Raw genomic sequence first — 25,318 nt, 5'->3', positions numbered from 1 at the left:
AGTCCGCTACACCCCGACGATCCCGTTCCACCGCTTCGCGAACTCCGACCGCTCCCCCGCCGCGATGTCCCTCGCGATGGCGAGCCGTCCGCGCATCGCCGCGTCCGGGAAGATCAGCGGGTCCTCGGCCAGCGCGGCGGTCTCCTCGTCGTCGGAGGAGGCGAGTACGTCCTGGGCGGCGGGAACGGGGCAGACGTAGTTGACCCACGCGGCCAGCTCGGCGGCGACCTCCGGCCGGCAGTAGAAGTCGATCAGCCGCTCGGCGTTGGCCTTGTGGCGGGCCAGGTTGGGGATCATCAGGGACTCCGACCACAGCTCGGCGCCCTCCTCGGGGACGACGAACTCGATGTCCGGGTCGTCCGCCTGGAGCTGGATCACGTCACCGGAGTAGGCCTGGCAGGCCAGGACGTCACCGCTGGAGAGGTCCTTGATGTAGTCGTTGCCGGTGAAGCGGCGGACCTGGCCCTTGGCCACCTGCTTCTCCACCTGGTCGCACATCGCGTGGAAGTCGTCCGCCGTCCAGTCCGTGATGTCGACGCCGTTGCCCTGCATCAGCAGCGCGAACGCCTCGTCCATGCCGGAGAGCAGGGTCACCCGGCCCTTGAGGTCGTCCGCCCACAAGTCGGAGACGTGCCGGACCTCCCGGCCGAGCCGACGGCGGTTGTAGGCGATGCCGGTGATGCCGGACTGCCAGGGCACGGTGAACTTCCGGCCCGGGTCGAAGGCGGGCGAACGCAGCAGCGGGTCCAGGTACTGGGTGACGTTCGGCTGGCGGGAGCGGTCCATCTCCTGCACCCAGCCGAGCCGTACGAACCGGCCGCACATCCAGTCGCTGATGACGATCAGGTCGCGGCCGGTGGGCTGGTGGTTCATCAGGGACGGGCTGATCTTGCCGAAGAACTCGTCGTTGTCGTTGATCTCCTCGATGTACTCGACGGAGATGCCCGACTCCTTCTCGAACGCCTCCAGCGTGGGCCGCCGGTTCGGACGCTCGTCGTCGGTGTCGATGTACAGCGGCCAGTTCGCCCAGGTCAGCCGCTTCTCGGTGGCGGACCGGTCGGTGGCGGCGCGGTCGCCCGGTGCGACGTAGGCGGCCGGTACGCCGCAGCCGGCCAGTGCGCCGAGCGCGGCGGAGCCGCCCAGACCGCGCAGGAGGGTACGACGGGAGAGCGAGGGCGTCCTCGGGAGCAGGGGCATGGCACGAAGGGTCCCGCGCCCGCGCTCACCGGGACAATCGACGCTGCGTCGAGCGGGTCCGGCCAGGTCCGACACCCTGTCGACCGGGGCGAGTCCGCGGTCCACGTGTGCGGCCCCGGACGGGGTCCCCCGTCCGGGGCCGCACACGTGGAGCCGGGTCCGTCACGCGTCCAGCGACGTCATCACGTGCTTGATCCGGGTGTAGTCCTCGAAGCCGTAACCCGACAGGTCCTTGCCGTAGCCGGACTTCTTGAAGCCGCCGTGCGGCATCTCGGCGACCAGCGGGATGTGGGTGTTGATCCACACGCAGCCGAAGTCCAGCCGCTTGGACATCCGCATGGCGCGGCCGTGGTCCTTGGTCCACACAGAGGAGGCCAGCGCGTACTCGACGCCGTTGGCCCACTCGACCGCCTGGTCCTCGTCACGGAAGGACTGGACGGTGATGACCGGGCCGAAGACCTCCTTCTGGATGATCTCGTCGTCCTGCTTGAGGCCGGAGACGACGGTCGGGGCGTAGAAGTACCCCTTGTCGCCGACCCGGTGGCCTCCCGCCTCGACCTTGGCGTGGGCGGGCAGCCGCTCGATGAACCCGGAGACCTGCTTGAGCTGGTTCGGGTTGTTGAGCGGGCCGTACAGGACGTCCTCGTCGTCCGGCTGGCCGGTCTTGATCTCCGACGCGGCCTTGGCGAGCGCGCTCACGAACTCGTCGTGGATCGACTCGTGGACCAGCACGCGGGTGGCGGCGGTGCAGTCCTGGCCGGCGTTGAAGTAACCCGCCTCCGAGATGCCCTCGACGGCCTTGGGGATGTCGGTGTCCTCGAAGACCACGACCGGCGCCTTGCCGCCGAGCTCCAGGTGGACCCGCTTGAGGTCCTTCGACGCCGACTCGGCGACCGACATGCCGGCCCGCACCGAGCCGGTGATGGAGGCCATCGCCGGGGTCTCGTGCTCGACCATCAGGCGGCCGGTGTCGCGGTCGCCGCAGACGACGTTGAAGACGCCCTTGGGCACGATCGAGCCGATGATGTCGGCCATCAGGGCCGTCGAGGCGGGGGTCGTGTCGGACGGCTTGAGGACGACCGTGTTCCCCGCGGCGAGCGCCGGGGCGAACTTCCACACGGCCATCATCATCGGGTAGTTCCACGGCGCGACCTGCGCGCAGACGCCGATCGGCTCGCGGCGGATCATGGAGGTCAGGCCCTCCATGTACTCGCCGGCGCTGCGGCCCTCCAGCATCCGGGCCGCACCCGCGAAGAAGCGGATCTGGTCGACCATCGGCGGGATCTCCTCGGAGCGGGTCAGCCCGACGGGCTTGCCCGTGTTCTCCACCTCGGCCGCGATCAGCTCCTCGGCCCGCTCCTCGAACGCGTCCGCGATCTTGAGCAGGGCCTTCTGCCGCTCGGCCGGGACCAGGTCCCGCCAGGCCGGGAAGGCCGCGGCGGCGGCCGCCATGGCGGCGTCGACGTCCGCCTGCCCGGACAGGGGGGCGGTCGCGTAGGCCTCGCCCGTGGCGGGGTTGACCACCTCCGTGGTCCGTCCGTCGGCGGCGTCCCGGAACTCACCGTCGATGTAGTTGCGCAGACGACGCAGCTCGGTGCTCACTGCCGGCCCTCCAAGTTCGGTGTCTTCTTCGGTCTCTCCGGTTCGGACCTCGCCGCTGTCGCGCGTGTCCAAACACTGAGACACCCACCCTAGACGCAGACCCCACGTTTTCAACACCCCCGGTCGCCTCCAGGTTGCGAAATCCGTCGATGCTGACGTCTCAGACAACGAATTTCATCGATCCGGGCTTGCGAAACTGTCGATACGTCGTGCACAGTGAAGCCGTGGCCAGTCGAAGCGCAGACCAGAAGGACTCCCGCGAGTCCAGGAGCGGCGGACCCCAGTTGGACGCCGTCTCCCTCGCCATCATCGAACAGCTCCAGGAGGACGGCCGCCGGCCGTACGCAGCCATCGGCAAGGCCGTGGGCCTGTCGGAGGCGGCCGTGCGCCAGCGCGTCCAGAAGCTGCTCGACCAGGGCGTGATGCAGATCGTCGCCGTGACGGACCCGCTCACCGTGGGCTTCCGCCGCCAGGCGATGGTCGGTGTCAACGTCGAGGGCGACGTGGAGTCCGTCGCCGACGCGCTGACGGCCATGTCCGAATGCGAGTACGTGGTGATGACAGCGGGCTCCTTCGACCTGATGGTGGAGGTCGTCTGCGAGGACGACGACCACCTCCTGGACGTCATCAACAAACGCATCCGGGCCGTCCCCGGAGTGCGCTCCACCGAGAGCTTCGTCTACCTCAAGCTCAAGAAGCAGACCTATATGTGGGGAACCCGATAATCGTGAGCACCGACAGCCCCAAGGACCTCAGCAGGACCGCATACGACCACCTGTGGATGCACTTCACCCGCATGTCGTCGTACGAGAACGCCCCCGTCCCCACCATCGTCCGCGGTGAGGGCACCCACATCTACGACGACAAGGGCAAGCGCTACCTCGACGGTCTCGCCGGCCTGTTCGTGGTCCAGGCCGGACACGGCCGCCAGGAGCTGGCCGAGACCGCCTCGAAGCAGGCGCAGGAGCTCGCTTTCTTCCCGGTGTGGTCCTACGCCCACCCCAAGGCCGTCGAGCTGGCCGAGCGCCTGGCGAACGAGGCCCCCGGTGACCTCAACAAGGTCTTCTTCACCACCGGCGGCGGCGAGGCGGTCGAGACCGCCTGGAAGCTCGCCAAGCAGTACTTCAAGCTGACCGGCAAGCCGACCAAGTACAAGGTCATCTCCCGCGCGGTGGCCTACCACGGCACCCCGCAGGGCGCCCTGTCCATCACCGGCCTGCCGGGCCTGAAGGCCCCCTTCGAGCCGCTGGTGCCGGGCGCGCACAAGGTCCCGAACACCAACATCTACCGCGCCCCGCTCTTCGGCGACGACCCGGAGGCCTTCGGCCGCTGGGCCGCCGACCAGATCGAGCAGCAGATCCTCTTCGAGGGCCCGGAGACGGTCGCCGCCGTCTTCCTGGAGCCGGTGCAGAACGCGGGCGGCTGCTTCCCGCCCCCGCCCGGCTACTTCCAGCGGGTGCGCGAGATCTGCGACCAGTACGACGTGCTGCTCGTCTCGGACGAGGTCATCTGCGCCTTCGGCCGCCTCGGCACGACGTTCGCCTGCGACAAGTTCGGCTACGTCCCGGACATGATCACCTGCGCCAAGGGCATGACCTCGGGCTACTCCCCGATCGGTGCCTGCATCATCTCCGACCGCCTGGCCGAGCCGTTCTACCGGGGTGACAACACCTTCCTGCACGGCTACACCTTCGGCGGCCACCCGGTCTCCGCCGCGGTCGGCATCGCCAACCTCGACCTGTTCGAGCGCGAAGGCCTCAACCAGCACGTCCTCGACAACGAGGGCAACTTCCGCGCGACGCTGGAGAAGCTCCTCGACCTGCCGATCGTCGGCGACGTCCGCGGCAACGGCTTCTTCTACGGCATCGAGCTGGTCAAGGACAAGAACACCAAGGAGTCGTTCAACGAGGAGGAGACCGAGCGGGTCCTGTACGGCTTCCTGTCGAAGGCACTCTTCGACAACGGCCTGTACTGCCGTGCCGACGACCGCGGCGACCCGGTCATCCAGCTCGCCCCGCCGCTGATCTCCAACCAGGAGACCTTCGACGAGATCGAGCAGATCCTGCGCGCCACGCTGACGGAGGCGTGGACGAAGCTCTGATCATCCTTCCAGAGGATCATCATCCGGCCCCGGTGCCGCCCGTTCGAGTGAGACACGGCGTCCCGGGGCCGCGTGCTGTCCGGCCTCCCCACGGCGACTGCCTACGGTGCCCAGTGACCGATCGGCCCCGCCTTCGTTCGCCCGTACGGGGGACGCGAACGGGGAAACACGGATCAGAACCGAGGTGTACGCCCATGGAGGCTCCGCCGGACAACGACGTGCTGTGGGCCCGCGCCCTGCACTTCACGCACCACGACGGCTCCCCCGCGCTGCAAGGCGTGTCGGTCGGCGTCCGCGAGGGCGAGATCCTCGCCGTGAGCGGCCCGCGCGGCAGCGGCAAGACCACGCTGCTGCGGTGCCTGTCCGGCATGGTCCGGCCGCAGGACGGCGAGGTCTGGTTCAACAGCCTGCCGGTGCACACCATGGGCCCGCTCAAGCGCGAGCGACTGCGCCGGGACCGCTTCGGCTGGATCGACCCCGCCCCGGTGCTCGTCCCGGAACTCAACGCCTGGGAGAACGCCGCCCTGCCCCTCATGCTGCGCGGCACCGGCCGGCGCCGGGCCAAGACCGCCGCCATGGAGTGGCTGGACCGCCTCGACGTCGGCGGCCGGACGGCCCGCAGGCGCCCGCACGAGCTCCAGCAGGCCGAGCGGCAGCGCGTGTGCATCGCCCGCGCGCTCGCCGTCGCGCCCGCGGTGCTCTTCGCGGACGAGCCGACGGCGCCGCTGCACCGAGTCGACCGCGCGCACGTCCTGCGCACGCTCACCACCGCGGCCCGCTCGCACGGCATCACCGTCCTGCTCGCCACCGGCGACGCGCAGACCGCCGCCCTCGCCGACCGCACGGTGTCCCTGCTCGACGGACGGCGGGTGCGGACCGTGCACCTGCCTCCGGTCGCGGAGACCGCGGTGGCCACCGGGGCCGGCGGGACATCCGGCACCCCCGGAACGGAAGGCCGGGCGGCGTGCTCGCTCTCCGCCTGACCGGCGCCGCCCGCCTCGCCGTCCAACTGCGCCGCCTGCTGGTCGCGGTGGCGTCGGCGGGCACGGGCTTCCTGCTGCTGTGTGCCCTCGGCCACGCGCTCACCCATCCGGACGCGCCCGGCTCCTCCACCCTCCGCCTGGCCTGGTGCGCGGCACCGCTGGCCGCCACGGTGTACCTCGCCGTCGCCGTGGCCCGCACGGACCCCGGCACGCGTCCTCGCCCGGGACTGTCGGCGATCGGCCTGGGCCCCGGCCGGCTGATGGCGGTCTCGGCGACGACCACGGCCCTGTCGGCGGCCCTCGGCTCGGTGGCGGCCCTGTTCGGCTTCCTGTACCTGCGCGGAGACCTCACGGGCACGCCGGCCGACGGCGCCGTGACCGAGGCGCTGGCGCTCGGCCAGCGCCTTCCCGCCCCGGCCGTGGTGACCCTGCTGACCCTGGTACCGGCCGCCGCGTCGGCCGCCGTCGCCCTCAACCTCCGCCCCCGCGACCCGAGGCCCGCCTCCGACACCGGCCCCCGCCGCTACGGCCGTTTCGGCGCGTACGGCTGGGGCGCGGCCCGCGAGACCTTCGGCACCTACGGCCGCTACGGCGCCCGCCTGGCATCGGCCTCGGCAGCGGCCCAGCCTGCGGACAGTCCTGCCGCTGGGGCAGCTCGGGCGGGCGCCGATGGGACCGGCTCCGGGGAAGGCGCCCTGCTCACGCAGGCCGGTGACACCCAGCCCCCGGCCACGCCGGACGGCAACGCGCCCACCCCCGACGCCGTACCCGGCCCCACCGCCCCCCGCCCCCACACCACCACCCTCCCCTGGGGCATCGCCGTACTCACCGCCGGCCTCGCGGTCGAGACCTACGCCGGCGACACCGCCACCCCCGGAACAACCCCCTCCGCCGCCGTCCTCCTCGGCTGGTCCCTCACCGTCCTCGGCCTCGCCCTCGCCGGCCCGGGCCTCACCCACCTCTGCGGCCGCCTGCTGCAGGCGGCCCGCCCCGGCGCCCTGCGCCTCCTCGCCGGCCGCGTCCTCATGGAGGAGTCGCACCGCATCGGCCGCCCCCTCGGCGTCGTCTGCGCCGTGGCCTGCGCCGCCTACGCGGCCACCACCCTCTACGACACCGGCGGCCCGGACTTCGGTCCGCTGAGCACCCTCGGCACCCTCGTCGTGGCCGGCTGCACGGTGGCCACCCTGCTCACCGCCGCCGTCGAGGCAAAACACGCCCGCACCGACACGACTGACGCCCTGCTCCGGCTGGGCGCGCCCCCGGCGACGCTGCGCGCCGCGGCGGCCGTACGCGCCGGTGCGCTGCTCACCCTGTTCGCCCCGCTGACCCTGATCGTCGCCCAGTTGGCGTCCCTGCCGCTGGCCCGCTGAGGGGCGTGGCAAGTCTTCTCGAAAAAATCTCCGATCCGGCGATGAGTTCCGCACTCCCCGCGCGTCTAACCTCTCGAACGGCACGACAGCAGCAGGACACCGACGGGAGAGGCCCCATGTACCAGCAGATGATCTTCGTGAACCTGGCCACCAACGACCTCGACGCCTCGAGGAAGTTCTTCACCGGGCTCGGCTACGAGATCAACGCCCAGTTCAGCGACGACTCCACCGCGTCGATCCCGCTCAGCGACACCATCGTCGTGATGGTGCACACCCCGGAGAAGTACCGCCAGTTCACGAAGAAGGACATCGTGGACTCGACGAAGTCCAGCGAGGTGCTGATCGCGCTGAGCGCCGAGAGCCGCGAGAAGGTCGACGAACTGGTCGACAAGGCGGTCGCGGCCGGCGGCTCCGTCTCCGGCGAGACCCAGGACCACGGCTTCATGTACGGCCGCGCCTTCGACGACGTCGACGGCCACACCTTCGAGGTCGTCTGGATGGACCCGGCCGCGGTCCAGGGCTGACCCGCGCGCACGCCTAGCATGGGCGGGTGGATTCGACGACACCCGCCCAGCCCGGCTCACCGTCCCTCCAGCAGTCCCACCACGCCTCGCACGACCGGGAGATCGAGAGCCTCGCCGAGTTCGACCACGTCGTCTCGGCGCACGGCACACTCGCCCACTACCGCGTCCAGGCCGTCGACCTGACGGAGCGTACGGACGCCCTGATGTCCGCGGACCCCACGGGCGCCGTCTTCCTCGGCTGCCGGATGGCTCCCGAGGCGGCCGCCCGGGTGCGTGCCGCCGGCGCACTGGTCTTCCCGCCCATACCGGGTCTGCCCTTCGAGCCCTACCGGGCGCACGTCTACACCCCGGACGCGCTGTACGCCTCCCTCGACGAGGGCTACGAGGCGACCCCGGACGCCCTCGCCTACGACTGGTTCCAGCAGACCAAGGCGGACGGCGACGTGTTCGCCTCCATGCTGCGCGCGATCCACGACGACGCCGTCTCCGACGCGGTCGACGAACTCCTCGCCGGCGCACGCGTGGTCGGCGTCATGGGCGGTCACGCCATGGCGCGCGGCACGAGCGCTTACGCGGGCGCCGCACGCCTGGGCCGCGAGCTGGCCCGCGCCGGCTTCACCGTGGCCACCGGCGGCGGTCCGGGTGCGATGGAGGCGGCCAACCTCGGCGCGTACGCGGCCCCGTTCGGCGACGGGATGCTGGAGGAGGCCCTGCTGCTCCTCGCCAAGGTCGCCTCGTTCACGCCGTCGGTCACCGACTGGGCGCGGTCCGCGTTCGAAGTGCGCGAGCGCTGGCCCGAGGGCGGTGCCTCGGTCGGCATCCCGACCTGGTTCTACGGCCACGAGCCGCCCAACGCCTTCGCGGCGCACATCGCCAAGTACTTCGCCAACGCCACCCGCGAGGACGGCCTGCTGGCCCGTTCCAACGCGGGCGTGGTCTTCCTGCCGGGCGCCGCCGGCACCGTGCAGGAGATCTTCGACAACGCGACGCCGAACTACTACGAGTCACGGGGCGAACCCACTCCGATGGTCCTGGTGGACCGGCGGCACTGGACGGAGAAGCTGCCCGCGTGGCAGCTCCTCACCTCGCTCGCCGAGGGGCGGACCTTGGAGTCCCGGATCGCCCTGGTCGACCGGATCGAGGAGGCTCCCGAGGCGCTGAAACGTCTCGGCGGTTAATAAGAGGGCAAAGCCAACGTCCTTGGCGGGCACATGCGTTGACACTGCTTATGCACCGCTTATAGACCAGTGAGGCTCGTGGGTGTGCTGGGGCCGCGTCATCGGGCACCAGCACCCTCTCCACCCCCCGCATCTGCGCTCCCGTAAAGGACAAACGTGGCAGTCCTGTCCATATTCAGAAGCACGGCATCGCGCCGTGGTGTTCGCGCCCTCGGTGTCGCCTCCGCCTCGGTGGCGCTGGCGATCGGCGCCGCCGGCAACGCTCTCGCCTGCGACATCAGCGAGTTCTCCGCCGCCGCCAAGTGCGAGGGCGACAAGGGCGTCATCACGGTCACCGACGTGGACCCCGCCGGCATCCCCGCCACCGTCAGCGTGTACCTGCAGAACAACGGCGCCGACGCCGAGAAGATCGGCGAGCAGGTGGTCAAGGGCTCGCGCGAAGGCACCACCATCACCTTCGCCGCGGACTGGAAGCCGAACGCCGAGTACCGCGTCCACGTCAAGGCCGACAAGTACGTCGACGAGGACATCAAGCCGAACCTCGTGACCCCGGCGACCGCCTGCGAGACGGAGGAGACGCAAGCGCCTTCCCCGACACCGTCGGAGAGCTCCCCCCTCCCGTCCGACACCCCGTCCGACGAGACACAGACGCCTGCGCCCTCCACGTCGAGCCCGGCTCCGGCCCCGAGCGAGAGCACCGCTCCGGCGGCCGTGCCGAGCAACGCCCCGTCCCCGGCGGCCGGTGAGTCCAACCTCGCCGAGACCGGCGCCAACTCCAACACCGGTGTGATCGTCGGCATCGCGGCGGCCCTGGTCGTCGTCGGTGGCGGCGCGGTCTTCCTCGGCATGCGCCGTCGCGGAGCCAACGGCAAGGGCTGACGCCCTCCCAGTTCCACAGGGCGTACGCGACAGCAGTGGCCCGTCCCCGGGCGGGGGCGGGCCACCCGCAGTGTCAGCTCCCCCGGATCATCCGAACGTCGCCTTCTCCAGCCAGAAGTCCAGCAGCTTCCGGTCACCGAGCACCTCGAGGCCCGGCGCGTCCGGGGGCAGTCGCCGGGAGAAGGCCGGCCGCACGTCCGCGAGCGGCCCGCGCAGCGCCACGTCCGCCCTCTCGTGGCCGCGGCGCCAAGGTGACGCCCTCGTCGGGCAGCTCGACGACCCACTCGGCCGTCACCCTACGAGCGGAAGGATTACCCGAGCACCACGATCTCCGCCACGTCGTACTCCACCCCGACCGTGTCCCCCACCTCCGGCGCCGCCCGCAGCGCGCACGCCGCCTCCAGGCGCGGGGCATCCTCGGGCTGGAGGTGGACGGCCACGTGGGTGCCGCGGAAGGTGCGGGCGGTCACCGTGCAGCGCAGACCGGTGTCGGCGGGCACCAGGCGCACCCCGGCAGGGCGGACGAGCAGCGTCCGGGCGCCCTGCGGGGCGTCCTCGGGAACCGGCACCTTGCCCCACGGGGTGTCGGCGGCCTGCCCGGTGACGGTCGCGTCGACCACGTTGTCGAAGCCCAGGAAGCGGGCCACGAAGGCGTCGGCGGGCCGCTGCCACACCTGCAGCGGCGTCCCCGACTGGGCGATCCGCCCGTCCCGCATCACCACGACCCTGTCGGCGAGCGCGAAAGCCTCGCCCTGGTCGTGCGTCACGGCGAGCACCGTGGTGCCCAGCCGGCCGAACAGCTCCCGCAGTTCCACCACGAGCCGCTCCCGCAGCGAGCGGTCCAGCTGACCGAGAGGCTCGTCCAGCATGAGCAGCCGGGGCCGGGCCGCGAGGGCACGGGCCAGCGCCACCCGCTGCTGCTCACCCCCGGAGAGCGCGGCGACGGACCGGCGGGCGGCGTCCGGCAGCCCGACCAGCTCCAGCAACTCCCCCACCCGCTCGTGCTGTTCGGCACGGGACGCGCCCCGCATCCGTGGTCCGAAGGCGACGTTCCCGGCCACGTCCCGCTGCGGGAACAGCTGGTGGTCCTGGAACATCAGCCCGACCTCGCGCTTGTGCGCGGGCACCCCGGCCTGGTCGTGCCCGTCCAGCGTCACCCGTCCGGCGTCCAGCGGCTGGAGACCGGCGACCGCCCTCAGCAGCGTCGACTTGCCGCTGCCGCTGGGCCCGAGCACGCACACCACCTCGTGCTCGGCGACCTCCAGGTCGACGGCGTCGAGCACGGGCCGCCCGCCGAAGCGGACGGTCGCGCCCTCCAGGCCCAGCAGGCTCGTCGGCAGGCTCGGCGGCATCTCTAGAACTCCCCGGTCCGGTCGGTCCGCAGCCGCTCCAGCACCACCAGGGCCACGGCGCACACCAGCATCAGAATCGTCGAAAGGGCCATCGCCTGGCCGTAGTTCATGTCCCCGGGCCGTCCCAGCAGCCGCGCCACGGCCACCGGCAGCGTCGGGTTGTCGGGCCGCGCGATGAACACGGTCGCCCCGAACTCCCCGAGCGACACCGCGAACGCGAACCCGGCGGCCACCAGCAGCGCCCGCCGCACCATCGGCAGGTCCACCTCACGCCACACCCGCCACGGCGACGCCCCGAGCACCGCCGCCGCCTCCCGCAGCCGTACGTCCACCGCCCGCAGGACCGGCAGCATGGTCCGTACGACGAAGGGGACGCCGACCAACGCCTGCGCGAGCGGCACCAGGATCCAGGAGGCGCGCAGGTCCAGCGGGGGCTCGTCCAGCGCGATCAGGAACCCGAAGCCGACGGTCACGGCGGACACCCCGAGCGGCAGCATCAGCAGGGCGTCGAAACCGCGCACGAAACGGCCCGCGTCGCGGCGGGTGAGAGCGGCGGCGGCCAGAGCGCCGATCACCACCGCGATGGCGGTGGCGGCGACGGCGTACTGGAGGGAGTTGCCGATCGCCTCGATCGGCGGAACCAGGAAGGTGCCGCCGTCCGCGCGGGTCAGCGCCCGGTAGTAGCCGAGACCGGACGCGCCGAGCGACCGCTGGACCAGTACGGCCAGCGGCAACAGGATCAGTCCGGCGACGGTGACCAGGACCCCCGCCAGCAGCGCCCACTGCCCGGCTCCGCGCGGGCGGCGCGCGGTCGTGGCCGCGTCCACCAGCCGCAGGGCCGTCTCCCGCCGCCGTACCGTCCAGGCGTGCACGGCGAGGACGGCGGCGACCGCCACGAACTGGACCAGCGTCAGTACCGCGGCCGTGGACAGGTCGAAGACCTGGGAGGTCTGCCGGTAGATCTCCACCTCCAGGGTGGAGAAGGCGGGCCCGCCGAGGATCTGGACCACGCCGAAGGAGGTGAACGTGAACAGGAACACCATCAGCGCGGCGGCGGCCACGGCGGGCGCGAGCGCGGGCAGCGTCACCTGACGCCAGGCCTTCGGCCGCGAGGCGCCGAGCATCCGCGCGGCCTCCTCCTGCCGCGGGTCGAGCTGCGACCAGAGGCCGCCGACGGTGCGGACGACGACGGCGTAGTTGAAGAAGACGTGCGCGAGCAGGATCGCCCACACCGTGGTGTCCAGGCGTACGCCCCACAGCTCGTCGAGCAGCCCGCCGCGGCCGACCAGCGCCAGGAACGCCGTGCCGACGACGACCGTCGGCAGGACGAACGGCACGGTCACCACGGCCCGCAGCACCTGCTTGCCGGGGAAGTCGAGGCGGGCGAAGGCGTAGGCGCCGGGCAGGGCGATCAGCAGGGTGAGCGCGGTGGAGGCCAGCGCCTGCCAGGTTGTGAACCACAGCACCTGCCGGACGTCGGACTGCCCGAGCACCTCCCCGATCCGCCCGAACTGCCAGGCTCCGTCGGCCTTGAGCCCGCGCGCGACGATCGCGGCGACGGGGTAGGCGAAGAACGCCGCGAAGAACGCGACGGGCACGGCCATCAGCCCGAGCCGCGCCGCGCTCCCGCGCGCGCTCCTCACCCGCTCCACCCGCTCCACCCGCTTCACCTCACGACGAGCGAGGTCCACGCCTTGACCCACTGGTCGCGGTTGTCGGCGATCTTCGCCGGGTCCATGGTCCGCGGGTCCTCGGCCGGCGGCCCGAACTTCCGGAAGGACTCGGGGATCGCGGCGTCCTTGCGCACCGGATACACGAACATGTTGAGCGGCAGGTCCTCCTGGAACTGCTTGCTCAGCAGGAAGTCGAGGAGCGCCTTGCCGCCCTCCGGGTTCCCGGCGTTGCTCAGCAGACCGGCGTACTCGATCTGGCGGAAGCAGGTGCCCTGGGCGACGCCCGTCGGCGCGGTGTCCGGCTGCGGGTCGGCGTAGATCACCTCGGCGGGCGGGGAGGAGGCGTAGGAGACGACGAGCGGCCGGTCGCCCTTGGCCTTCCTGCCGCCGGACGAGCCGGAGAACTCCTCGTTGTACGCCTGCTCCCAGCTGTCCACGACCTTGACGCCGTTCGCCTCGAGCTTCTTCCAGTAGTCCTGCCAGCCCTCGTCGCCGTACTCGGCCGCGGTGCCGAGCAGGAAGCCGAGGCCGGGCGAGGAGCCGGCCGCGTTCTCGGTGACGAGCAGGTCCTTGTACTCGGGCTTGACCAGGTCGTCGAAGGAGTCCGGCGGGGTCAGCTCGTGCTCGCTGAAGTAGGCCTTGTCGTAGTTGACGCAGATGTCGCCGGTGTCGACGGGCGTGACCCGGTGGTCGGTGCCGGTCCGGTACGCGGCGTCGACCTGGTCGAGGCCCTTCGCCTCGTACGGCTGGAACAGCCCGTTGTCCAGCGCCCGCGACAGCAGGGTGTTGTCGACGCCGAAGAAGACGTCGCCCTGCGGGTTGTCCTTGGTGAGGATGGCCTTGTTCACGGCCTGCCCGGCGTCCCCGTCCTCCAGGACCTCGACCTTGTAGCCGGAGCTCTTCTCGAAGGCGGCGACGACGTCCTTCGAGACGGCCCACGAATTGTGACTGACGAGGGTCACGGTCTTGGAGTCGCCGGAACCCCCGCCGTCCCCGTCGGACGACGATCCGCACGCGGCGAGGCCGCCGGCCATGCCCAGCCCGACGGCGAGGGCGGTGACCTTCTTGGTGATGCTCACTGAATTCCTCCTGGGTGACCAGGAGAAGACGCGGCCCCGCCCGGAACCCCTGGCGCGGGTCCCGGGCAGGGCGCAACAGCTCGAGTGGTGACCGATCTCCCTACCCAGAATGACCTGGGCCAGGTTCGGAGGGTCTGCGGCCGGTGCCGCACTCTCAGCGCTGTGGCGCTCCCCTGTCGGAATATGAAGATGTGGTTTCTGTCAGGTCGTACTTCCGCCGGTCAGATTACCGCTCGCTCGCGGCGAGCTGACCGCACGCCCCGTCGATCTCCTGCCCACGGGTGTCCCGGATGGTCACCGGCACACCGTGCGCCGCGATCGCCTCCACGAACGCCTTCTCGTCCTCGGGCCGGGAAGCGGTCCACTTGGAGCCGGGTGTCGGGTTGAGCGGGATGAGGTTGACGTGCACGGGCCTGCCCTTGAGCAGCCGTCCGAGGCGGTCACCGCGCCAGGCCTGGTCGTTGATGTCGCGGATCAGGGCGTACTCGATGGACAGCCGGCGTCCCGACTTCGCCGCGTAATCGAACCCGGCGTCCAGCACCTCGCGCACCTTCCACCGCGTGTTCACGGGGACGAGGGTGTCGCGCAGCTCGTCGTCGGGGGCGTGCAGGGAGATGGCGAGGCGGCACTTGAAGCCCTCGCCGGTGAAGCGGTGGATGGCCGGGACGAGGCCGACCGTGGAGACGGTGATGCCGCGCTGCGACAGGCCGAGTCCGTCGGGCTCGGGGTCGGTGAGCCGGCGGATGGCCCCCACTACGCGGTTGTAGTTGGCGAGGGGCTCGCCCATGCCCATGAACACGATGTTGCTGAGCCGGGCCGGCCCGCCGGGGACCTCACCGTCCCTGAGCGCCCGCATGCCGTCCACGATCTGGTGGACGATCTCGGCCGTCGACAGGTTGCGGTCCAGGCCGGCCTGGCCGGTGGCGCAGAACGGGCAGTTCATGCCGCAGCCCGCCTGGGAGCTGATGCACATGGTCACCCGGTCCGGGTAGCGCATGAGGACGGACTCGACGAGGGTCCCGTCGAACAGCTTCCACAGCGTCTTGCGGGTGGCGCCCTGGTCGGTCGACAGGTGCCGCACGACCGACATCAGCTCGGGCAGCAGCGCCTCCCGGAGTCCCTCGCGGGAACCGGCCGGGATGTCGGTCCACTGCTCGGGGTCGTGCGCGTACCGCGCGAAGTAGTGCTGCGAGAGCTGCTTCGCACGGAACGGCTTCTCACCGATGGCGGCGACGGCCTCCTTGCGCTCGGCGGGCGTGAGGTCGGCGAGGTGCCGCGGCGGCTTCTTGGCTCCGCGGGGGGCGACGAATGTGAGTTCTCCGGGCTTAGGCATGGCTGTACCAGTGTCGCAGATCATCCCCGGGCGCCCAGGCCTGAGCGGGGTGGGGGTGGTCACCCGTGGGTGCCGACTGTCAGCGTTGGTCGGCCTCGGACGGCCCAGGGACGGCCCAGGACTCGGTCAGCCGACGCCGTAGGTGCACAGGTGCCGGCGCCCACGGCCCGTCATTCCATCTGCGCTGGAGCGACCGGGAGCTGTTCCTTGTACGGCCACGTGAATGTGCGGTCAGGCTCTAGATGGGCGTCGCCCCAGTGAATGGCATGGATGCCGTTCTCGGCGTCCGCCGTGAAGAACACGCAGACGAGCCGGGTGGAAGCTCCCAGCTCCTCGAACACTTCGTGTAGCCCCAGGTACTCCTCGGTCACCAGGTCCTCGTCGACGTCGAAGAGGGTGTCGGGGGGCTGCGGCCCATGCGCCCGAAACAGCCGCTGCCGGGTGGGAGAAGCGTTAGCCGGCAGCCGGGCCCGATCCAGCGGCCTGGGCCTGTCCGCGAACCGGAAGGGAAAGAGAGCGTGATCATTGATCACCGCGTACTCGTACCCGCGCACGTCTCGTACGGCCTCCCCCAGCTCCCGAGCCGTCTCCGCCAGGTGCTCGCGCACGAGACCCGCCAGGGCGACCCCGTACGGGCTCCGCTTCTTGAGCCCTGCCGCGAGGTGCGCGGCGTGAGCCTTCGCGTGCGCTTTGGCCAGCTGCACCGGAACCGCAGCAGCAAGCGCGCCGGCATTCCGCCCAAACCGCTCGACAGCCCAGGCCGACGGCCCTACCGAATAGCCACCCAACACCAACATGCAGCGCCTCCTCCCCCTGGTCCCCGCCTCTGAACTGTGTGGCACGCACACGCAGGGCACACAAGGGGGCGATCTGGCCAGGACTCGGTCGCACACGCTTGCGCCTCGGAACAGCCACAACTGATCATCGGCGGCCGTGACCTGCGGTCGTCTCACTTGCCCTAGTTCGACGATCAATGTCAGTGGGACGCTGCATACTGACCCCGGCACAACCGGAGTCCACAGTGCTGCTCAGGGGGGCTGACATGCCGCTGGTGGCTGAGACCATCTCAGAAGCTTTCGCGCAATTCCTAAAAACGAAGACACCCAAGAAGTGGGAGAAAGAGGAGGTAAGTAAATACCGAACAAGGATCTACGAGACTCTAGATGCCGAGTTTGGCGTTTACAGTTTTTTTCAAAGCGGATCTTTCTCCAACGGCACCGGGATTTCTCAAATTAGTGACGTTGATTACTTCGCTCGAATCCCGCTGGATCGTAAAACGATAAAACCGGTCTCCTTCTTGACCTCGATGAAGAGCGTTTTGAAGAAGGAGCTGTGGGAGGCTTTCGACGTGTGGGTTTCACGCCCCACTGTCAGTATTGACTTCAAGCAGCTGGTGACGCAGTACGAGGTGACACCCGGCTTCTACGAGCGTTCAGGGCCGAATGGTGAAGAAGTATTCCTGATCCCGGGCCCCGGGGACACGTGGAGAGAGTCGGCCCCTAAAGCGCATTTGCAGTACGTTCGAGATGCGGACGGCCTACACTCCGGCAAAGTTAAGGGCCTGGCTAGGCTGCTAAAGGCATGGAAGTACCAGCACCGTGTCCCAGTCTCTTCCTTCTATCTAGAGATGCGTGCCGCACAGTACGGGATGCGGGTAGACAGCATTCTGTATCCATCAGCCCTGCCGGATATAGTCGATCGGATGATCAAACACGGTGTCCGTTCCATGAATGATCCGACCGGCCTGGTGAATAGAATCACTCCCTGCAGTTCGGAGGTCAATCGTCTGGCGACCATCAGAGCCATGAACGCGTGCTTGCCTCACCTTGAGGCGGGTTATGCAAAGTGGACGGTGGATGACTGGGCAGCATCCAGTGAGTACCAAGACGTTTTCGGCACCGACTTTCCGTACGTTCTCTAAGGTTGGCGATGCCCACTTTTACAACGCCGCCAATTTACGAGGCGCAGAACACGGAGTCTTCCCTGCGTCTGCTCGCTGCGCAGCGTCAGACATACGCCGATGCCAAGTTGCTTCACTTCGCGAAGCTGTCGATCGTCCTTATCGGCGGACTGGCGACCGTCGCAACCACTTTCATGCTGGACCCGTTCAAGCCTATAATTGGCGCAGCCTCAGGAGTCACACTTCTCATTCTAAGCCTCGCAGGAAGCGCACGCGAGAAGAAGAAGGTCGATTCTGCGGCAGCCATGCAGGAGGAATTTGACACGAGCGTCTTTCAGTTGCCATGGGCGCGAGGTGGAAAAGTGCGCCGCCCTAGCGCATCTGAAGTGGCTCGTGCATCTATGCGCTACAAGCGTGGGAATCTCCGGGATTGGTACGGAATCACTACACGGATCGCACGACCTGCCGATGTGCTGATTTGCCAGCGAGTTAATCTTGGGTGGGGAGCGGCTACGCACCGAGCGTGGGCAGCGTGTGCATTCTCTCTGGGCATTCTTCTTTTGTCCGCAGTTACCGTGGCGGCCATACTAGGGAGCCTGTCGCTTCTCGCTGCCATTATCGGCGTGTACGTCCCGCTCATACCTGCCATTAAAGAACTAATCGAAGTGTGGCGCTCTAACTCCCGAAGTGCACAACTCAAGGAGGAGGCCGATCATAGCGCAGGCGAGATGTGGGAATCTGTGGTGCGGAAGAAGAAGCTACCTTCCGAGGCGCAGTGCAGAAAGCTCCAAGATGACATCTTGGCCGGGCGGCGAAAAAATGCACTCATTCCCGACTGGTTTTATCGTGCTTTGAGGTCGCGAGAAGAGGCCGTCATGCGTCTTAGCGTGGGCGATTACTTGGAGCAGGGACGGCAACAGGGTTTTTGTGAGGAATAGGGATGCCGCCGGAGTAAGGGCGGCGGAGCGGCTTTGGGCTGGAGCTGCTTTGGGGCGAGTGATCATGGCCCCGTAAGCTTCCGGCGCGTCGGGCAGTCTGTGGACCTGCCCGTTAAAGCACGACGTTGGGGCCATGATCTTAGAGGCTCGCCCCAAAGTGGCTGCCTAAAGCCGTGGAGCCGACCGCCCCAGCCACAGAGGGTGTCCTCCCTACTTCATGCCCGCTGCCGCCAGCGCGCCGCCGGGCGGGGCCGCCGCTGGCGAAGACAGGGCGGCGGCCCCGCCGTACAGGCGGCGCGCACCCGCGCCGTGCGCGGGCTTGATGGAGTAGGGAAAGTCTTATCCCACTGGGATGAGGCGCTTGCCGTCGTGGCTTCGCACGTGGGGTCCAGCGCCGTCTAGGGCGTCCAAGAGCCTGATCGCGTAGACCTCGGCCATGCGCTCGCTGACCTCGTCGGGCGTGAGCCACGAGACTGCCGTCGACTCACTGGACGTGCGCTCGACCCCGCCGGACGGCTTGCAGCGGAAGACCAAGGCCACGATGCCTCGAGTCGTGTTCTTGTAGACACCGGTGAGCTCGTCGACCTCGACGTGGATGCCTGTCTCTTCCCAGACTTCGCGGGCTACGCCGGCCTCCGGGGTCTCGTCCAGTTCGAGCACACCGCCTGGGAGTTCCCAGGTGCCGTTGTCGGCTCGGCGGATCGCCAGGAGGCGCCCGTCTTCGCGCACCACCACTCCCGCAACGGATACGGAGTGCAGCGGCGGCGACGTGGCTTCCTGTGGTTGACTCATGTACAGGAGCATAGGAGGCAGAGAAGGACTATGGGAACCACGGTAGAAGGGGGCAGGTCGGGGCCTCGATACGTGCAGATCGCTGACGAGATCGTGCAGCAGATCCGGGCTGGTGTCCTCAAGCCCGGCGACATGGTGCCAAGTGAATCGGAGCTCGTCGATCGCTACGGCGTGTCCGGCGGCACGATCCGCAAGGCCATGGTCGAGGTGCGGGCGAGCGGGCTTGTCGAGACCCGGCACGGCAAGGGCTCGATCGTGAAGGACCGGCCGCCGGTACGGCACCGCTCCTCCGACCGCTTCCGGCGCTCGCTCCGCCAGGGCGGCAAGGCCGCCTACCTCGCCGAGTCCGAGCAGTCCGGCGCCACGGCCAAGGTGAGCGTCCTCTACATCGGTCCCATGGAGGCCCCCGCGGACGCCGCCCAGCGACTGGGCGTCCCGACTGGCACTCAGGTGCTCGCCCGGCGGCGCCTCTACTTCCGCAACGGCACCCCGGTCGAGACCGCCTCCTCCTACCTCCCGTGGGACGTCGTTAAGGACATCCCGGAGTTGTTCGCCGAGAACCCCGGCGGCGGTGGCATCTACGCCCGACTCGAAGACCACGGGCACGAGTTCGCCGAGTTCGTCGAGACGCTGCAAGCGCGGCCGGCCTCTAAGGCGGAAGCCACCGAACTGGCTCTCAGCCCAGGCGCCCCGGTCGTTCACCTGATCCGGGAAGCCCGCACAACGGCCGGGCTCGTCGTCGAGGTCTGCGACACCCTCATGGCCGCTGACCAGTTCGTTTTCGAGTACCGGATCCCAGCGGCCGACTGACAACCACTCAACTCCTTACAGCCCGTCGCGAGTTCTCTGTCGCGGCGGGTTGACTCATGTATAGGAGTGATGCACTCTGCTTCATGTGACTCATGTACATGAGTGACGGAGTCCAGCCTCTATAGAGGAGTGATCCGCTGTGCGTCAGATCCCCGTCGACACCTCCGCCGCGACCGTGATGGTCGCCAAGACTCCGGAGCCGAAGGTGAAGGACCGCCGGACCGGTGAGCTGGCCGTCGACGCCGAGACCGGTGCCAAGCTCATGACCGTGAACGTGATGTTCGCGGCCAACGACGAAGTCGAGATCCTGTCCGTGACCGTCCCGGAGACCGGTATCTCCGGTGAGCTGGCCATGGGTACCCCGGTCGCGCTGACGGGGCTCATCGCCCGGCCGTGGGAGAACGAGTTCAACGGCCAGAAGCGGCACGGCATCGCGTTCCGGGCGGTCGCTGTCACGTCGCTGGCCGCTGCGGGCTCGAAGGCTGCCTGATCATGACGTGGTTCATGGTCGCTGTGGTTGTGGTCGTCGCTGCTGCGGGTCTCCTGCGGTGGCGGCGCCCCGCCTGGCACTGGCTCACCTTCGGGGCCCTGGTCGCGACGGTGCGGGTCCTGGTCCGCTACGCCTCGGTCATGGAAGCGTGCGGGCTGACGGTCCCGCCCTCACGCTGGCGGCTGGCTCTGGCCCGGATGGCGAATCGGCCGGCGCCTGAGTCCCGGCCGCCGCGCATCTTGCGGTTACGGCCCACTCGTACCGGCCTGGTCCTGCGGCTCAAGCTCCAGCCGGGACAGGATGCCTTCGACGTGGCTGCCGCCACCGACCGGCTCCGCCACTCCTTCGGCGTCTACGGCGTCACCTCCCGCGAGCTGCGCTCAGGTGTGGTTGAGGTGCGGATGACCGGCTACGACGTCCTCCAGCGGGTGCAGATGCCCGCCACTGCCGAGACGCGGCCGATGCGCATCCCTGTGGCGCTGCGGGAGGACGGTGCGGTGCACTACCGCGACTACCGTGCCGTCCCGCACGGTCTGACCCTGGGGGCCACGGAGTCCGGGAAGTCCGTCTACCAGCGCAATCTGGTCGCCGGGCTCGCTCCGCACCATGTCGCCCTGGTCGGCATCGACTGCAAGCAAGGCGTGGAACTGTTCCCGCTGGCCCGCCGGTTCTCCGCGCTCGCCGACAACCCCGACACCGCCCTCGATCTCCTCGAAGCGCTCGTCGGACACATGGAGGACGTCTACCAGCTCATCCGGGCTGAGCAGCGCATCAGCGTCGCCGTGCCGGATGCGGAGATCGCCGCCGATATCTGGGACCTGCGCGAGGACCTGCGGCCAGTGCCGGTCGTGGTCCTGGTCGACGAGGTCGCCGAACTCGCTCTCTTCGCCACCAAGGACGAAGAGAAGCGCCGCGACCGCATCATCACTGCCTTGGTCCGCCTCGCCCAGCTCGGCCGCGCCGCCGGCATCTACCTCGAAATCTGCGGGCAGCGCTTCGGCTCCGAACTCGGCAAGGGAATCACCATGCTCCGTGCCCAGCTCACCGGCCGCACCGCCCACCGCGTCAACGACGAAACGTCCGCGAACATGGCCTTCGGCGACGTGTCACCCGACGCCGTCCTGGCCGCCATCCAGATCCCGACCGATACCCCCGGCGTCGCCGTCACGGGTGACTCGACCGGCGGCTGGGCCCGTATCCGCGCCCCGCACATCACGCTGCGCGAGGCCGTGAACATCTGCAACAAGCACGCCGATCGCACCCCCGACGTGCCCGCGCTGGCTGCCTTCCGGCCTGCCCTCGCTCCGCTGCCCAAGGCCCGGGTGCCGCTGTCCAAGACAGCCCCCGCCACCGCCTGACCCTCCCCGCATTCACGGTCGGCGCGACCGCCCTTCGCGCCAGGTCCCTACCCCTCCCATGCCTGAAGACAGGAAGGAGCTGTGATGGCCCGCCCCGCTCTCCGCATCGACGCCGTGCTCGTCCAGGCCGTCATCGCCGGGGCACTGTCCTTCGCCCACCTCCACGACCTGGCCGCCGCTGCCGGACAGGACGGCTGGAAAGCCTGGGCCTACCCCGTCTCGGTGGACCTGCTCCTGGTCGCCGCGTGGCGACGGCTGCGCACCGACGGACCGTCCCGGCTGGCCTGGTGCTGGTTCGTCATCGCCCTGGTCGCCTCGCTCGGCGCCAACGTCGCCACCGCCGGACTCCTCGACCTGAACGACGTCCCGGCCTGGCTGCGCATCCTCGTCGCCGCCTGGCCTGCCCTGGCCTTCATGGGCGGCACCCTCCTCGCCCACACCGCCGCCCACCACGAGCCGGAAGCGCCAGCACCCACCCAACCGGCGCCCGCATCTCCGGGCTTCGCGGACGATCACGACCTCGTGCGCGTGGACGACACGGAGGAGCCCCCGGAACTCCCTGCGCCCGAACCCGAGCAAGCCCCGGCTCCGCCCGCGGTTCCCGCTCCGCCGGTCCCGGCTGCGCTGGTCGACCACGCCCGCAAGGTCGCCGCCGACCACGAACACCGCACCGGCAGTCCTATCGACACCGACACCCTCCGCACCCGCCTCGGCGTCCCGCCCCAGCTCGCCGACGCCATCGCCGCCCAGCTCGCCTGACCCGAAAGGAGAACGACGCCTCATGCCTGCCCGTGACCACTTCCACTCCGTGATGCGGATCGGCCCGGTGCAGATCGGGACCCACCGTGACCGCCACGGCCGCACCAAGCACGCCGCCGTGTGCACCAACGACCGCTGCGGTTGGTCCGCCGACTACACCGCTCAGTCCGCCGCACAGCTCGCCGCCCGCACCCACCGCTGCAAGGTCAGCTAGGAGGCCCCCGTGGACGTCCCGCTCTGGTTCGCCCTGCTGTGCGTCGGAGTCCTCGGCGTCAAGCTCATCCGCCCGCCCTGGTGGCTGATCGCCGTACTTCTCCTCGGCGGCTACCTCCTCGCCGACAGCCTCCTGGCCCCGGTCATCGACACCGCCGTCAAGTAAGGAGATCCGCCCATGCTCCGGCCCAAGCTCCCGACCATGCCTCTGCCCACTGGCACGGTCACCCCGCCCGCCGTCGTCGAGCCGACGACCATCACGCCCGGCACCCCGGCCCCGCCGCCGGCCCCCACGGCCCCGGCTCCTCCGTCTCGCCCGGTCGTACAGCTCACCCCGGGCACCGCGCTTGCCCTCGTCGGCGGCGGCACCGCCGTCGTCCTGGTCGTCGGCGCCGTCCTCGTCTCCATGCTCCTCGCGGTCGCCGTCACCGCCGCCTCGCTGGCCATCTGCGCCCTGGTCATCCGCTCACTCGTCAACGCCCAGCACCGCCGCTGAACGGATCACCGGGGCGACGCACAAGCCGCCAAGCACGCCGCCGCCCCCGGGCTGACCGTCCCGCCAAACCAACCGCCATCGCCGAAGGGAGAACACCGTGGACCCGCAGACAGCCGCGACCCTCCTGCCGTTACTCGGCTGGGCCCTGCACGGAAGCGTCCTCACCCGCCGCCTCGCCTCCGCCCGCCGCGACCCGCTTACCGGCCTGCACACCCGCGCCGGATGGACCGCCCGCGCCGAACACTGCATCCGCCGCCACCCCCGCGCGGCTGTGCTCCTGGTCGACCTCGACCACTTCAAGACCCTCAACGACACCCACGGCCACGCCGCCGGAGACGCAGCCCTCATCGCCACCGCCCATCGGCTGAGCAACTGGTGCGGACGCCACGGAACCGCCGGCCGACTCGGCGGAGACGAATTCGTCGCCGTCATCCGAGACCTGGACGCCGTCGACCTCGACGCCCTCACCACCGCATTGCGCCAGCCCACGAACTACGAGGGCGCGATCCTGCCGCTGGCCGCCTCGGTGGGGGTCTGCCCGGTCGCTGAGCTGCCGGTGCCCGCGCTCACCGATGCCCTCGCCGCCGCTGATGCGGCCATGTACGCCGCCAAGGGCCGCAGCCGCCGGGGCTCGCGCACTGCTCGCTGACGGGCCACCGGGTGGCGCACAAGCCGCCAAGCACGCCGCCACCCGGGGCCGTCCCTTCCAACCGCAATCGAAAGGAACCACCATCATGGCCCAGCCCACCCGGCCCGCGCCGCGAATCTGCCCGGCCTGCGACGGCTTCGCCACTGTCGCCGTCACCCTCGGCGGCCGAGACTCCCACGGCCACCTGCGCACCCTCACCATCGACTGCCCTGCCTGTCACGGCACCGGCACCGTGCCCGCCCGCCGCGTCAGGGAGGGCGCTGGTGCCTGAGACGCTGCTCGACCCGACCACCCTCGGCGACCTGCTGAGGGTGGCTTCGGCCTCTGACTACGCCCGCTGGGAAGACCAGATCCGGCGCACCGGCGGCTGCGCCAACCCCATCCACCTGACCGGCTGGACCATCCACAAGGACAAGACCACCGGCGAGACCCTGTACCACTACACCACTGCCAACGAACCGGGTGGACGCCTCCGCCTCGCCTGCGGCAACCGCCGCGCCTCCCGTTGCCCTGCCTGCGCCTGGACCTACGCGGGCGACACCTATCACCTCATCCGCGCGGGCCTCGCTGGTGACGACCGCCGCGACATTCCCGCCACCGTCCGGGATCACCCGCGCGTGTTCGCCACCCTCACCGCCCCTTCCTTCGGCCCGGTCCACAACCGCCCCGACAACGGCACCTGCCGCTGCGGCACCCGCCACCCCCCGGACGCCCCGGAGCTCGGCACCGCTCTCGACCCGACGGCGTACGACTACGCGGGCGCCGTGCTGTTCAACAACCACGCCGGACAACTCTGGCAGCGCTTCACCACACGCCTGCGCCGCGAAATCGCCACCCGCGCTGGCCTTTCCCGCCGGGAGCTCCCCGATCGCCTTCGCGTCTCTTACGGCAAGGTCGCCGAGTTCCAGAAACGCGGCGCTCTGCACTTTCATGCCGTGATCAGGCTCGACGGACCGGACGGACCCGGCACCACACCACCGGCTTGGGCAACCGTCGACCTCCTCTCGGACGCGATCCGCGCCGCCGCCGCGCACTCCTACACCTCGGTCTCGGTCCCGGCCACTGAGGACCAACCGGCCCGTACCTTCCGTTGGGGTTCCCAACTCGACGTCCGGCCGGTCAAGGCGTTCGGCGACGGCTCGGACATCACCGAACAGGCCGTCGCCTCCTACGTCGCCAAGTACGCCACCAAGGCCGCCGAGACCACCGGCGCCCTCGACCGCCGTATCGGCGAACTCTCCGAACTCGACCGCCACGGCGTCCCCGACCACACCCGCCGCCTAGTCGAAGCCTGCAAGGTGCTCGACCCCCTGTACCCCGCACGCCGCCTGTGGGCGTGGGCTCACATGCTCGGCTTCCGAGGCCACTTCTCCAGCAAGAGCCGCCGCTACTCCACCACCCTCGGCGCCCTCCGCCAAGCCCGCGCCGACTACCGCGCCGTACAGGAACAAGCCGCCCTTGGCCTGGAAGACCGCGAGCCGGACACCGTCCTCGTCCTCGCCGACTGGCAGTACGCCGGCCACGGCCACACCCCCGGCGAATCCGTCCTCGCCGCCACCATCGCCCGGAACCTCCAGCTCAACCGCGAGACAGCTCGCGAAGCCCTACGCGACCAACTCACTGACGAAAGGAAGTACTGACC

General features: G+C 69.8%; 27 protein-coding genes, 1 pseudogene and 1 riboswitch. Of the genes and pseudogenes, 19 read left to right on the top strand and 9 right to left on the bottom strand.

Annotated features, from left to right (window positions below):
- Positions 1–6 precede the first annotated feature (6 nt).
- Both ACFW47_RS28465 and ACFW47_RS28460 read right to left on the bottom strand, forming a co-directional pair.
- Positions 7–1,197 (bottom strand): PotD/PotF family extracellular solute-binding protein, encoded by a 1,191-nt coding sequence (locus ACFW47_RS28465; protein ID WP_386307504.1) that lies wholly within the window; start codon positions 1,195–1,197, stop codon positions 7–9.
- 162 nt (positions 1,198–1,359) lie between these two features.
- Positions 1,360–2,799: a gamma-aminobutyraldehyde dehydrogenase gene (locus ACFW47_RS28460; protein ID WP_386307503.1), complete on the bottom strand. Its 1,440-nt coding sequence runs from the start codon at positions 2,797–2,799 to the stop codon at positions 1,360–1,362.
- Between the two features lie 209 nt (positions 2,800–3,008).
- Here ACFW47_RS28460 and ACFW47_RS28455 point away from each other — a divergent pair, with 209 nt between their 5' ends.
- The 7 genes from ACFW47_RS28455 (at position 3,009) to ACFW47_RS28425 (ending at position 9,834) form a co-directional block, all read left to right on the top strand.
- Entirely contained in the window at positions 3,009–3,524 is a 516-nt protein-coding gene (locus ACFW47_RS28455) for an Lrp/AsnC family transcriptional regulator (RefSeq protein ID WP_272587865.1), read from the top strand.
- A gap of 2 nt (positions 3,525–3,526) precedes the next feature.
- The gene (locus ACFW47_RS28450) at positions 3,527–4,900 is read left to right on the top strand and encodes an aspartate aminotransferase family protein (RefSeq protein WP_386284928.1); all 1,374 of its coding nucleotides are present in this window, start codon (positions 3,527–3,529) and stop codon (positions 4,898–4,900) included.
- Between the two features lie 194 nt (positions 4,901–5,094).
- Positions 5,095–5,883, top strand: coding sequence for an ABC transporter ATP-binding protein (locus ACFW47_RS28445; RefSeq protein ID WP_386284926.1), 789 nt, complete (start codon positions 5,095–5,097; stop codon positions 5,881–5,883).
- The gene (locus ACFW47_RS28440; RefSeq protein WP_386307502.1) at positions 5,865–7,253 is read left to right on the top strand and encodes a hypothetical protein; all 1,389 of its coding nucleotides are present in this window, start codon (positions 5,865–5,867) and stop codon (positions 7,251–7,253) included. The genes ACFW47_RS28445 and ACFW47_RS28440 overlap by 19 nt, the downstream gene beginning before the upstream one ends.
- Positions 7,254–7,369: 116 nt before the next feature.
- The gene (locus ACFW47_RS28435; protein WP_386307501.1) at positions 7,370–7,777 is read left to right on the top strand and encodes a VOC family protein; all 408 of its coding nucleotides are present in this window, start codon (positions 7,370–7,372) and stop codon (positions 7,775–7,777) included.
- A 26-nt stretch (positions 7,778–7,803) separates the two neighbouring features.
- Positions 7,804–8,955 (top strand): LOG family protein, encoded by a 1,152-nt coding sequence (locus ACFW47_RS28430; protein ID WP_386284920.1) that lies wholly within the window; start codon positions 7,804–7,806, stop codon positions 8,953–8,955.
- Between the two features lie 156 nt (positions 8,956–9,111).
- The gene (locus ACFW47_RS28425) at positions 9,112–9,834 is read left to right on the top strand and encodes an LAETG motif-containing sortase-dependent surface protein (protein ID WP_386284917.1); all 723 of its coding nucleotides are present in this window, start codon (positions 9,112–9,114) and stop codon (positions 9,832–9,834) included.
- 87 nt (positions 9,835–9,921) lie between these two features.
- Here the strand turns inward: ACFW47_RS28425 and ACFW47_RS28420 are convergent.
- From ACFW47_RS28420 to ACFW47_RS28395, 6 genes and pseudogenes are all read right to left on the bottom strand, one after another.
- Positions 9,922–10,129: pseudogene (locus ACFW47_RS28420) on the bottom strand (hypothetical protein); the annotation flags it as partial.
- Positions 10,130–10,145: 16 nt separating this feature from the next.
- A complete protein-coding gene (locus ACFW47_RS28415) occupies positions 10,146–11,174 on the bottom strand; it encodes an ABC transporter ATP-binding protein (RefSeq protein ID WP_386285083.1) in 1,029 nt (342 codons plus the stop codon).
- 14 nt (positions 11,175–11,188) lie between these two features.
- The gene (locus ACFW47_RS28410) at positions 11,189–12,877 is read right to left on the bottom strand and encodes an ABC transporter permease (RefSeq protein WP_386284914.1); all 1,689 of its coding nucleotides are present in this window, start codon (positions 12,875–12,877) and stop codon (positions 11,189–11,191) included.
- Positions 12,853–13,938 carry a thiamine ABC transporter substrate binding subunit gene (locus ACFW47_RS28405; RefSeq protein ID WP_386284911.1) on the bottom strand — a complete coding sequence of 362 codons (1,086 nt, stop codon included), beginning with the start codon at positions 13,936–13,938 and terminating at the stop codon, positions 12,853–12,855. The genes ACFW47_RS28410 and ACFW47_RS28405 overlap by 25 nt, the downstream gene beginning before the upstream one ends.
- Before the next feature lie 79 nt (positions 13,939–14,017).
- A riboswitch (TPP riboswitch) is annotated at positions 14,018–14,123 on the bottom strand.
- 41 nt (positions 14,124–14,164) lie between these two features.
- Positions 14,165–15,271 carry a 23S rRNA (adenine(2503)-C(2))-methyltransferase RlmN gene (rlmN, locus tag ACFW47_RS28400; protein WP_386284909.1) on the bottom strand — a complete coding sequence of 369 codons (1,107 nt, stop codon included), beginning with the start codon at positions 15,269–15,271 and terminating at the stop codon, positions 14,165–14,167.
- Positions 15,272–15,441: 170 nt separating this feature from the next.
- Positions 15,442–16,068 (bottom strand): hypothetical protein, encoded by a 627-nt coding sequence (locus ACFW47_RS28395; protein WP_355162217.1) that lies wholly within the window; start codon positions 16,066–16,068, stop codon positions 15,442–15,444.
- 254 nt (positions 16,069–16,322) lie between these two features.
- On the opposite strand from ACFW47_RS28395, the gene ACFW47_RS28390 reads away from it, so the two are divergent.
- The gene (locus ACFW47_RS28390; protein ID WP_134655541.1) at positions 16,323–17,192 is read left to right on the top strand and encodes a nucleotidyltransferase; all 870 of its coding nucleotides are present in this window, start codon (positions 16,323–16,325) and stop codon (positions 17,190–17,192) included.
- An 8-nt stretch (positions 17,193–17,200) separates the two neighbouring features.
- On the top strand, positions 17,201–18,109 hold the full coding sequence (locus ACFW47_RS28385; RefSeq protein WP_134655540.1) for an S-4TM family putative pore-forming effector: 909 nt from the start codon (positions 17,201–17,203) through the stop codon (positions 18,107–18,109).
- Positions 18,110–18,448: 339 nt separating this feature from the next.
- On the opposite strand, the gene ACFW47_RS28380 is transcribed toward ACFW47_RS28385, so the two are convergent.
- Positions 18,449–18,913 (bottom strand): NUDIX hydrolase, encoded by a 465-nt coding sequence (locus ACFW47_RS28380; RefSeq protein WP_162602018.1) that lies wholly within the window; start codon positions 18,911–18,913, stop codon positions 18,449–18,451.
- Positions 18,914–18,931: 18 nt separating this feature from the next.
- On the opposite strand from ACFW47_RS28380, the gene ACFW47_RS28375 reads away from it, so the two are divergent.
- The 10 genes from ACFW47_RS28375 (at position 18,932) to repSA (ending at position 25,316) form a co-directional block, all read left to right on the top strand.
- Positions 18,932–19,711: a GntR family transcriptional regulator gene (locus tag ACFW47_RS28375; protein WP_134655539.1), complete on the top strand. Its 780-nt coding sequence runs from the start codon at positions 18,932–18,934 to the stop codon at positions 19,709–19,711.
- 139 nt (positions 19,712–19,850) lie between these two features.
- Positions 19,851–20,201, top strand: a complete 351-nt coding sequence (locus tag ACFW47_RS28370) for a hypothetical protein (protein ID WP_107476561.1) — start codon at positions 19,851–19,853, stop codon at positions 20,199–20,201.
- A 14-nt stretch (positions 20,202–20,215) separates the two neighbouring features.
- Positions 20,216–21,559: an FtsK/SpoIIIE domain-containing protein gene (locus ACFW47_RS28365; protein ID WP_386284905.1), complete on the top strand. Its 1,344-nt coding sequence runs from the start codon at positions 20,216–20,218 to the stop codon at positions 21,557–21,559.
- Positions 21,560–21,643: 84 nt separating this feature from the next.
- A complete protein-coding gene (locus tag ACFW47_RS28360; RefSeq protein ID WP_386284903.1) occupies positions 21,644–22,318 on the top strand; it encodes a DUF2637 domain-containing protein in 675 nt (224 codons plus the stop codon).
- A 22-nt stretch (positions 22,319–22,340) separates the two neighbouring features.
- Complete coding sequence (locus ACFW47_RS28355; protein ID WP_053134673.1) at positions 22,341–22,532, top strand: mobile element transfer protein; 192 nt, start codon at positions 22,341–22,343, stop codon at positions 22,530–22,532.
- Positions 22,533–22,541: 9 nt separating this feature from the next.
- The gene (locus ACFW47_RS28350) at positions 22,542–22,697 is read left to right on the top strand and encodes a hypothetical protein (protein ID WP_011030192.1); all 156 of its coding nucleotides are present in this window, start codon (positions 22,542–22,544) and stop codon (positions 22,695–22,697) included.
- Between the two features lie 12 nt (positions 22,698–22,709).
- On the top strand, positions 22,710–23,027 hold the full coding sequence (locus ACFW47_RS28345) for a SpdD-like protein (protein ID WP_386284899.1): 318 nt from the start codon (positions 22,710–22,712) through the stop codon (positions 23,025–23,027).
- Positions 23,028–23,124: 97 nt separating this feature from the next.
- The gene (locus ACFW47_RS28340; protein WP_386284896.1) at positions 23,125–23,676 is read left to right on the top strand and encodes a GGDEF domain-containing protein; all 552 of its coding nucleotides are present in this window, start codon (positions 23,125–23,127) and stop codon (positions 23,674–23,676) included.
- A gap of 85 nt (positions 23,677–23,761) precedes the next feature.
- Entirely contained in the window at positions 23,762–23,947 is a 186-nt protein-coding gene (locus tag ACFW47_RS28335) for a hypothetical protein (RefSeq protein WP_109202810.1), read from the top strand.
- Complete coding sequence (repSA, locus tag ACFW47_RS28330) at positions 23,940–25,316, top strand: replication initiator protein RepSA (RefSeq protein WP_386284894.1); 1,377 nt, start codon at positions 23,940–23,942, stop codon at positions 25,314–25,316. The genes ACFW47_RS28335 and repSA overlap by 8 nt, the downstream gene beginning before the upstream one ends.
- The last annotated feature ends 2 nt before the right edge of the window (positions 25,317–25,318 follow it).

The organism is Streptomyces sp. NPDC058796 (assembly GCF_042745235.1).
Taxonomy (GTDB): Bacteria; Actinomycetota; Actinomycetes; order Streptomycetales; family Streptomycetaceae; genus Streptomyces.
The sequence above is the reverse complement of the archived record's forward strand: the minus strand, read 5'-3'. Positions and strand labels throughout refer to the sequence as shown.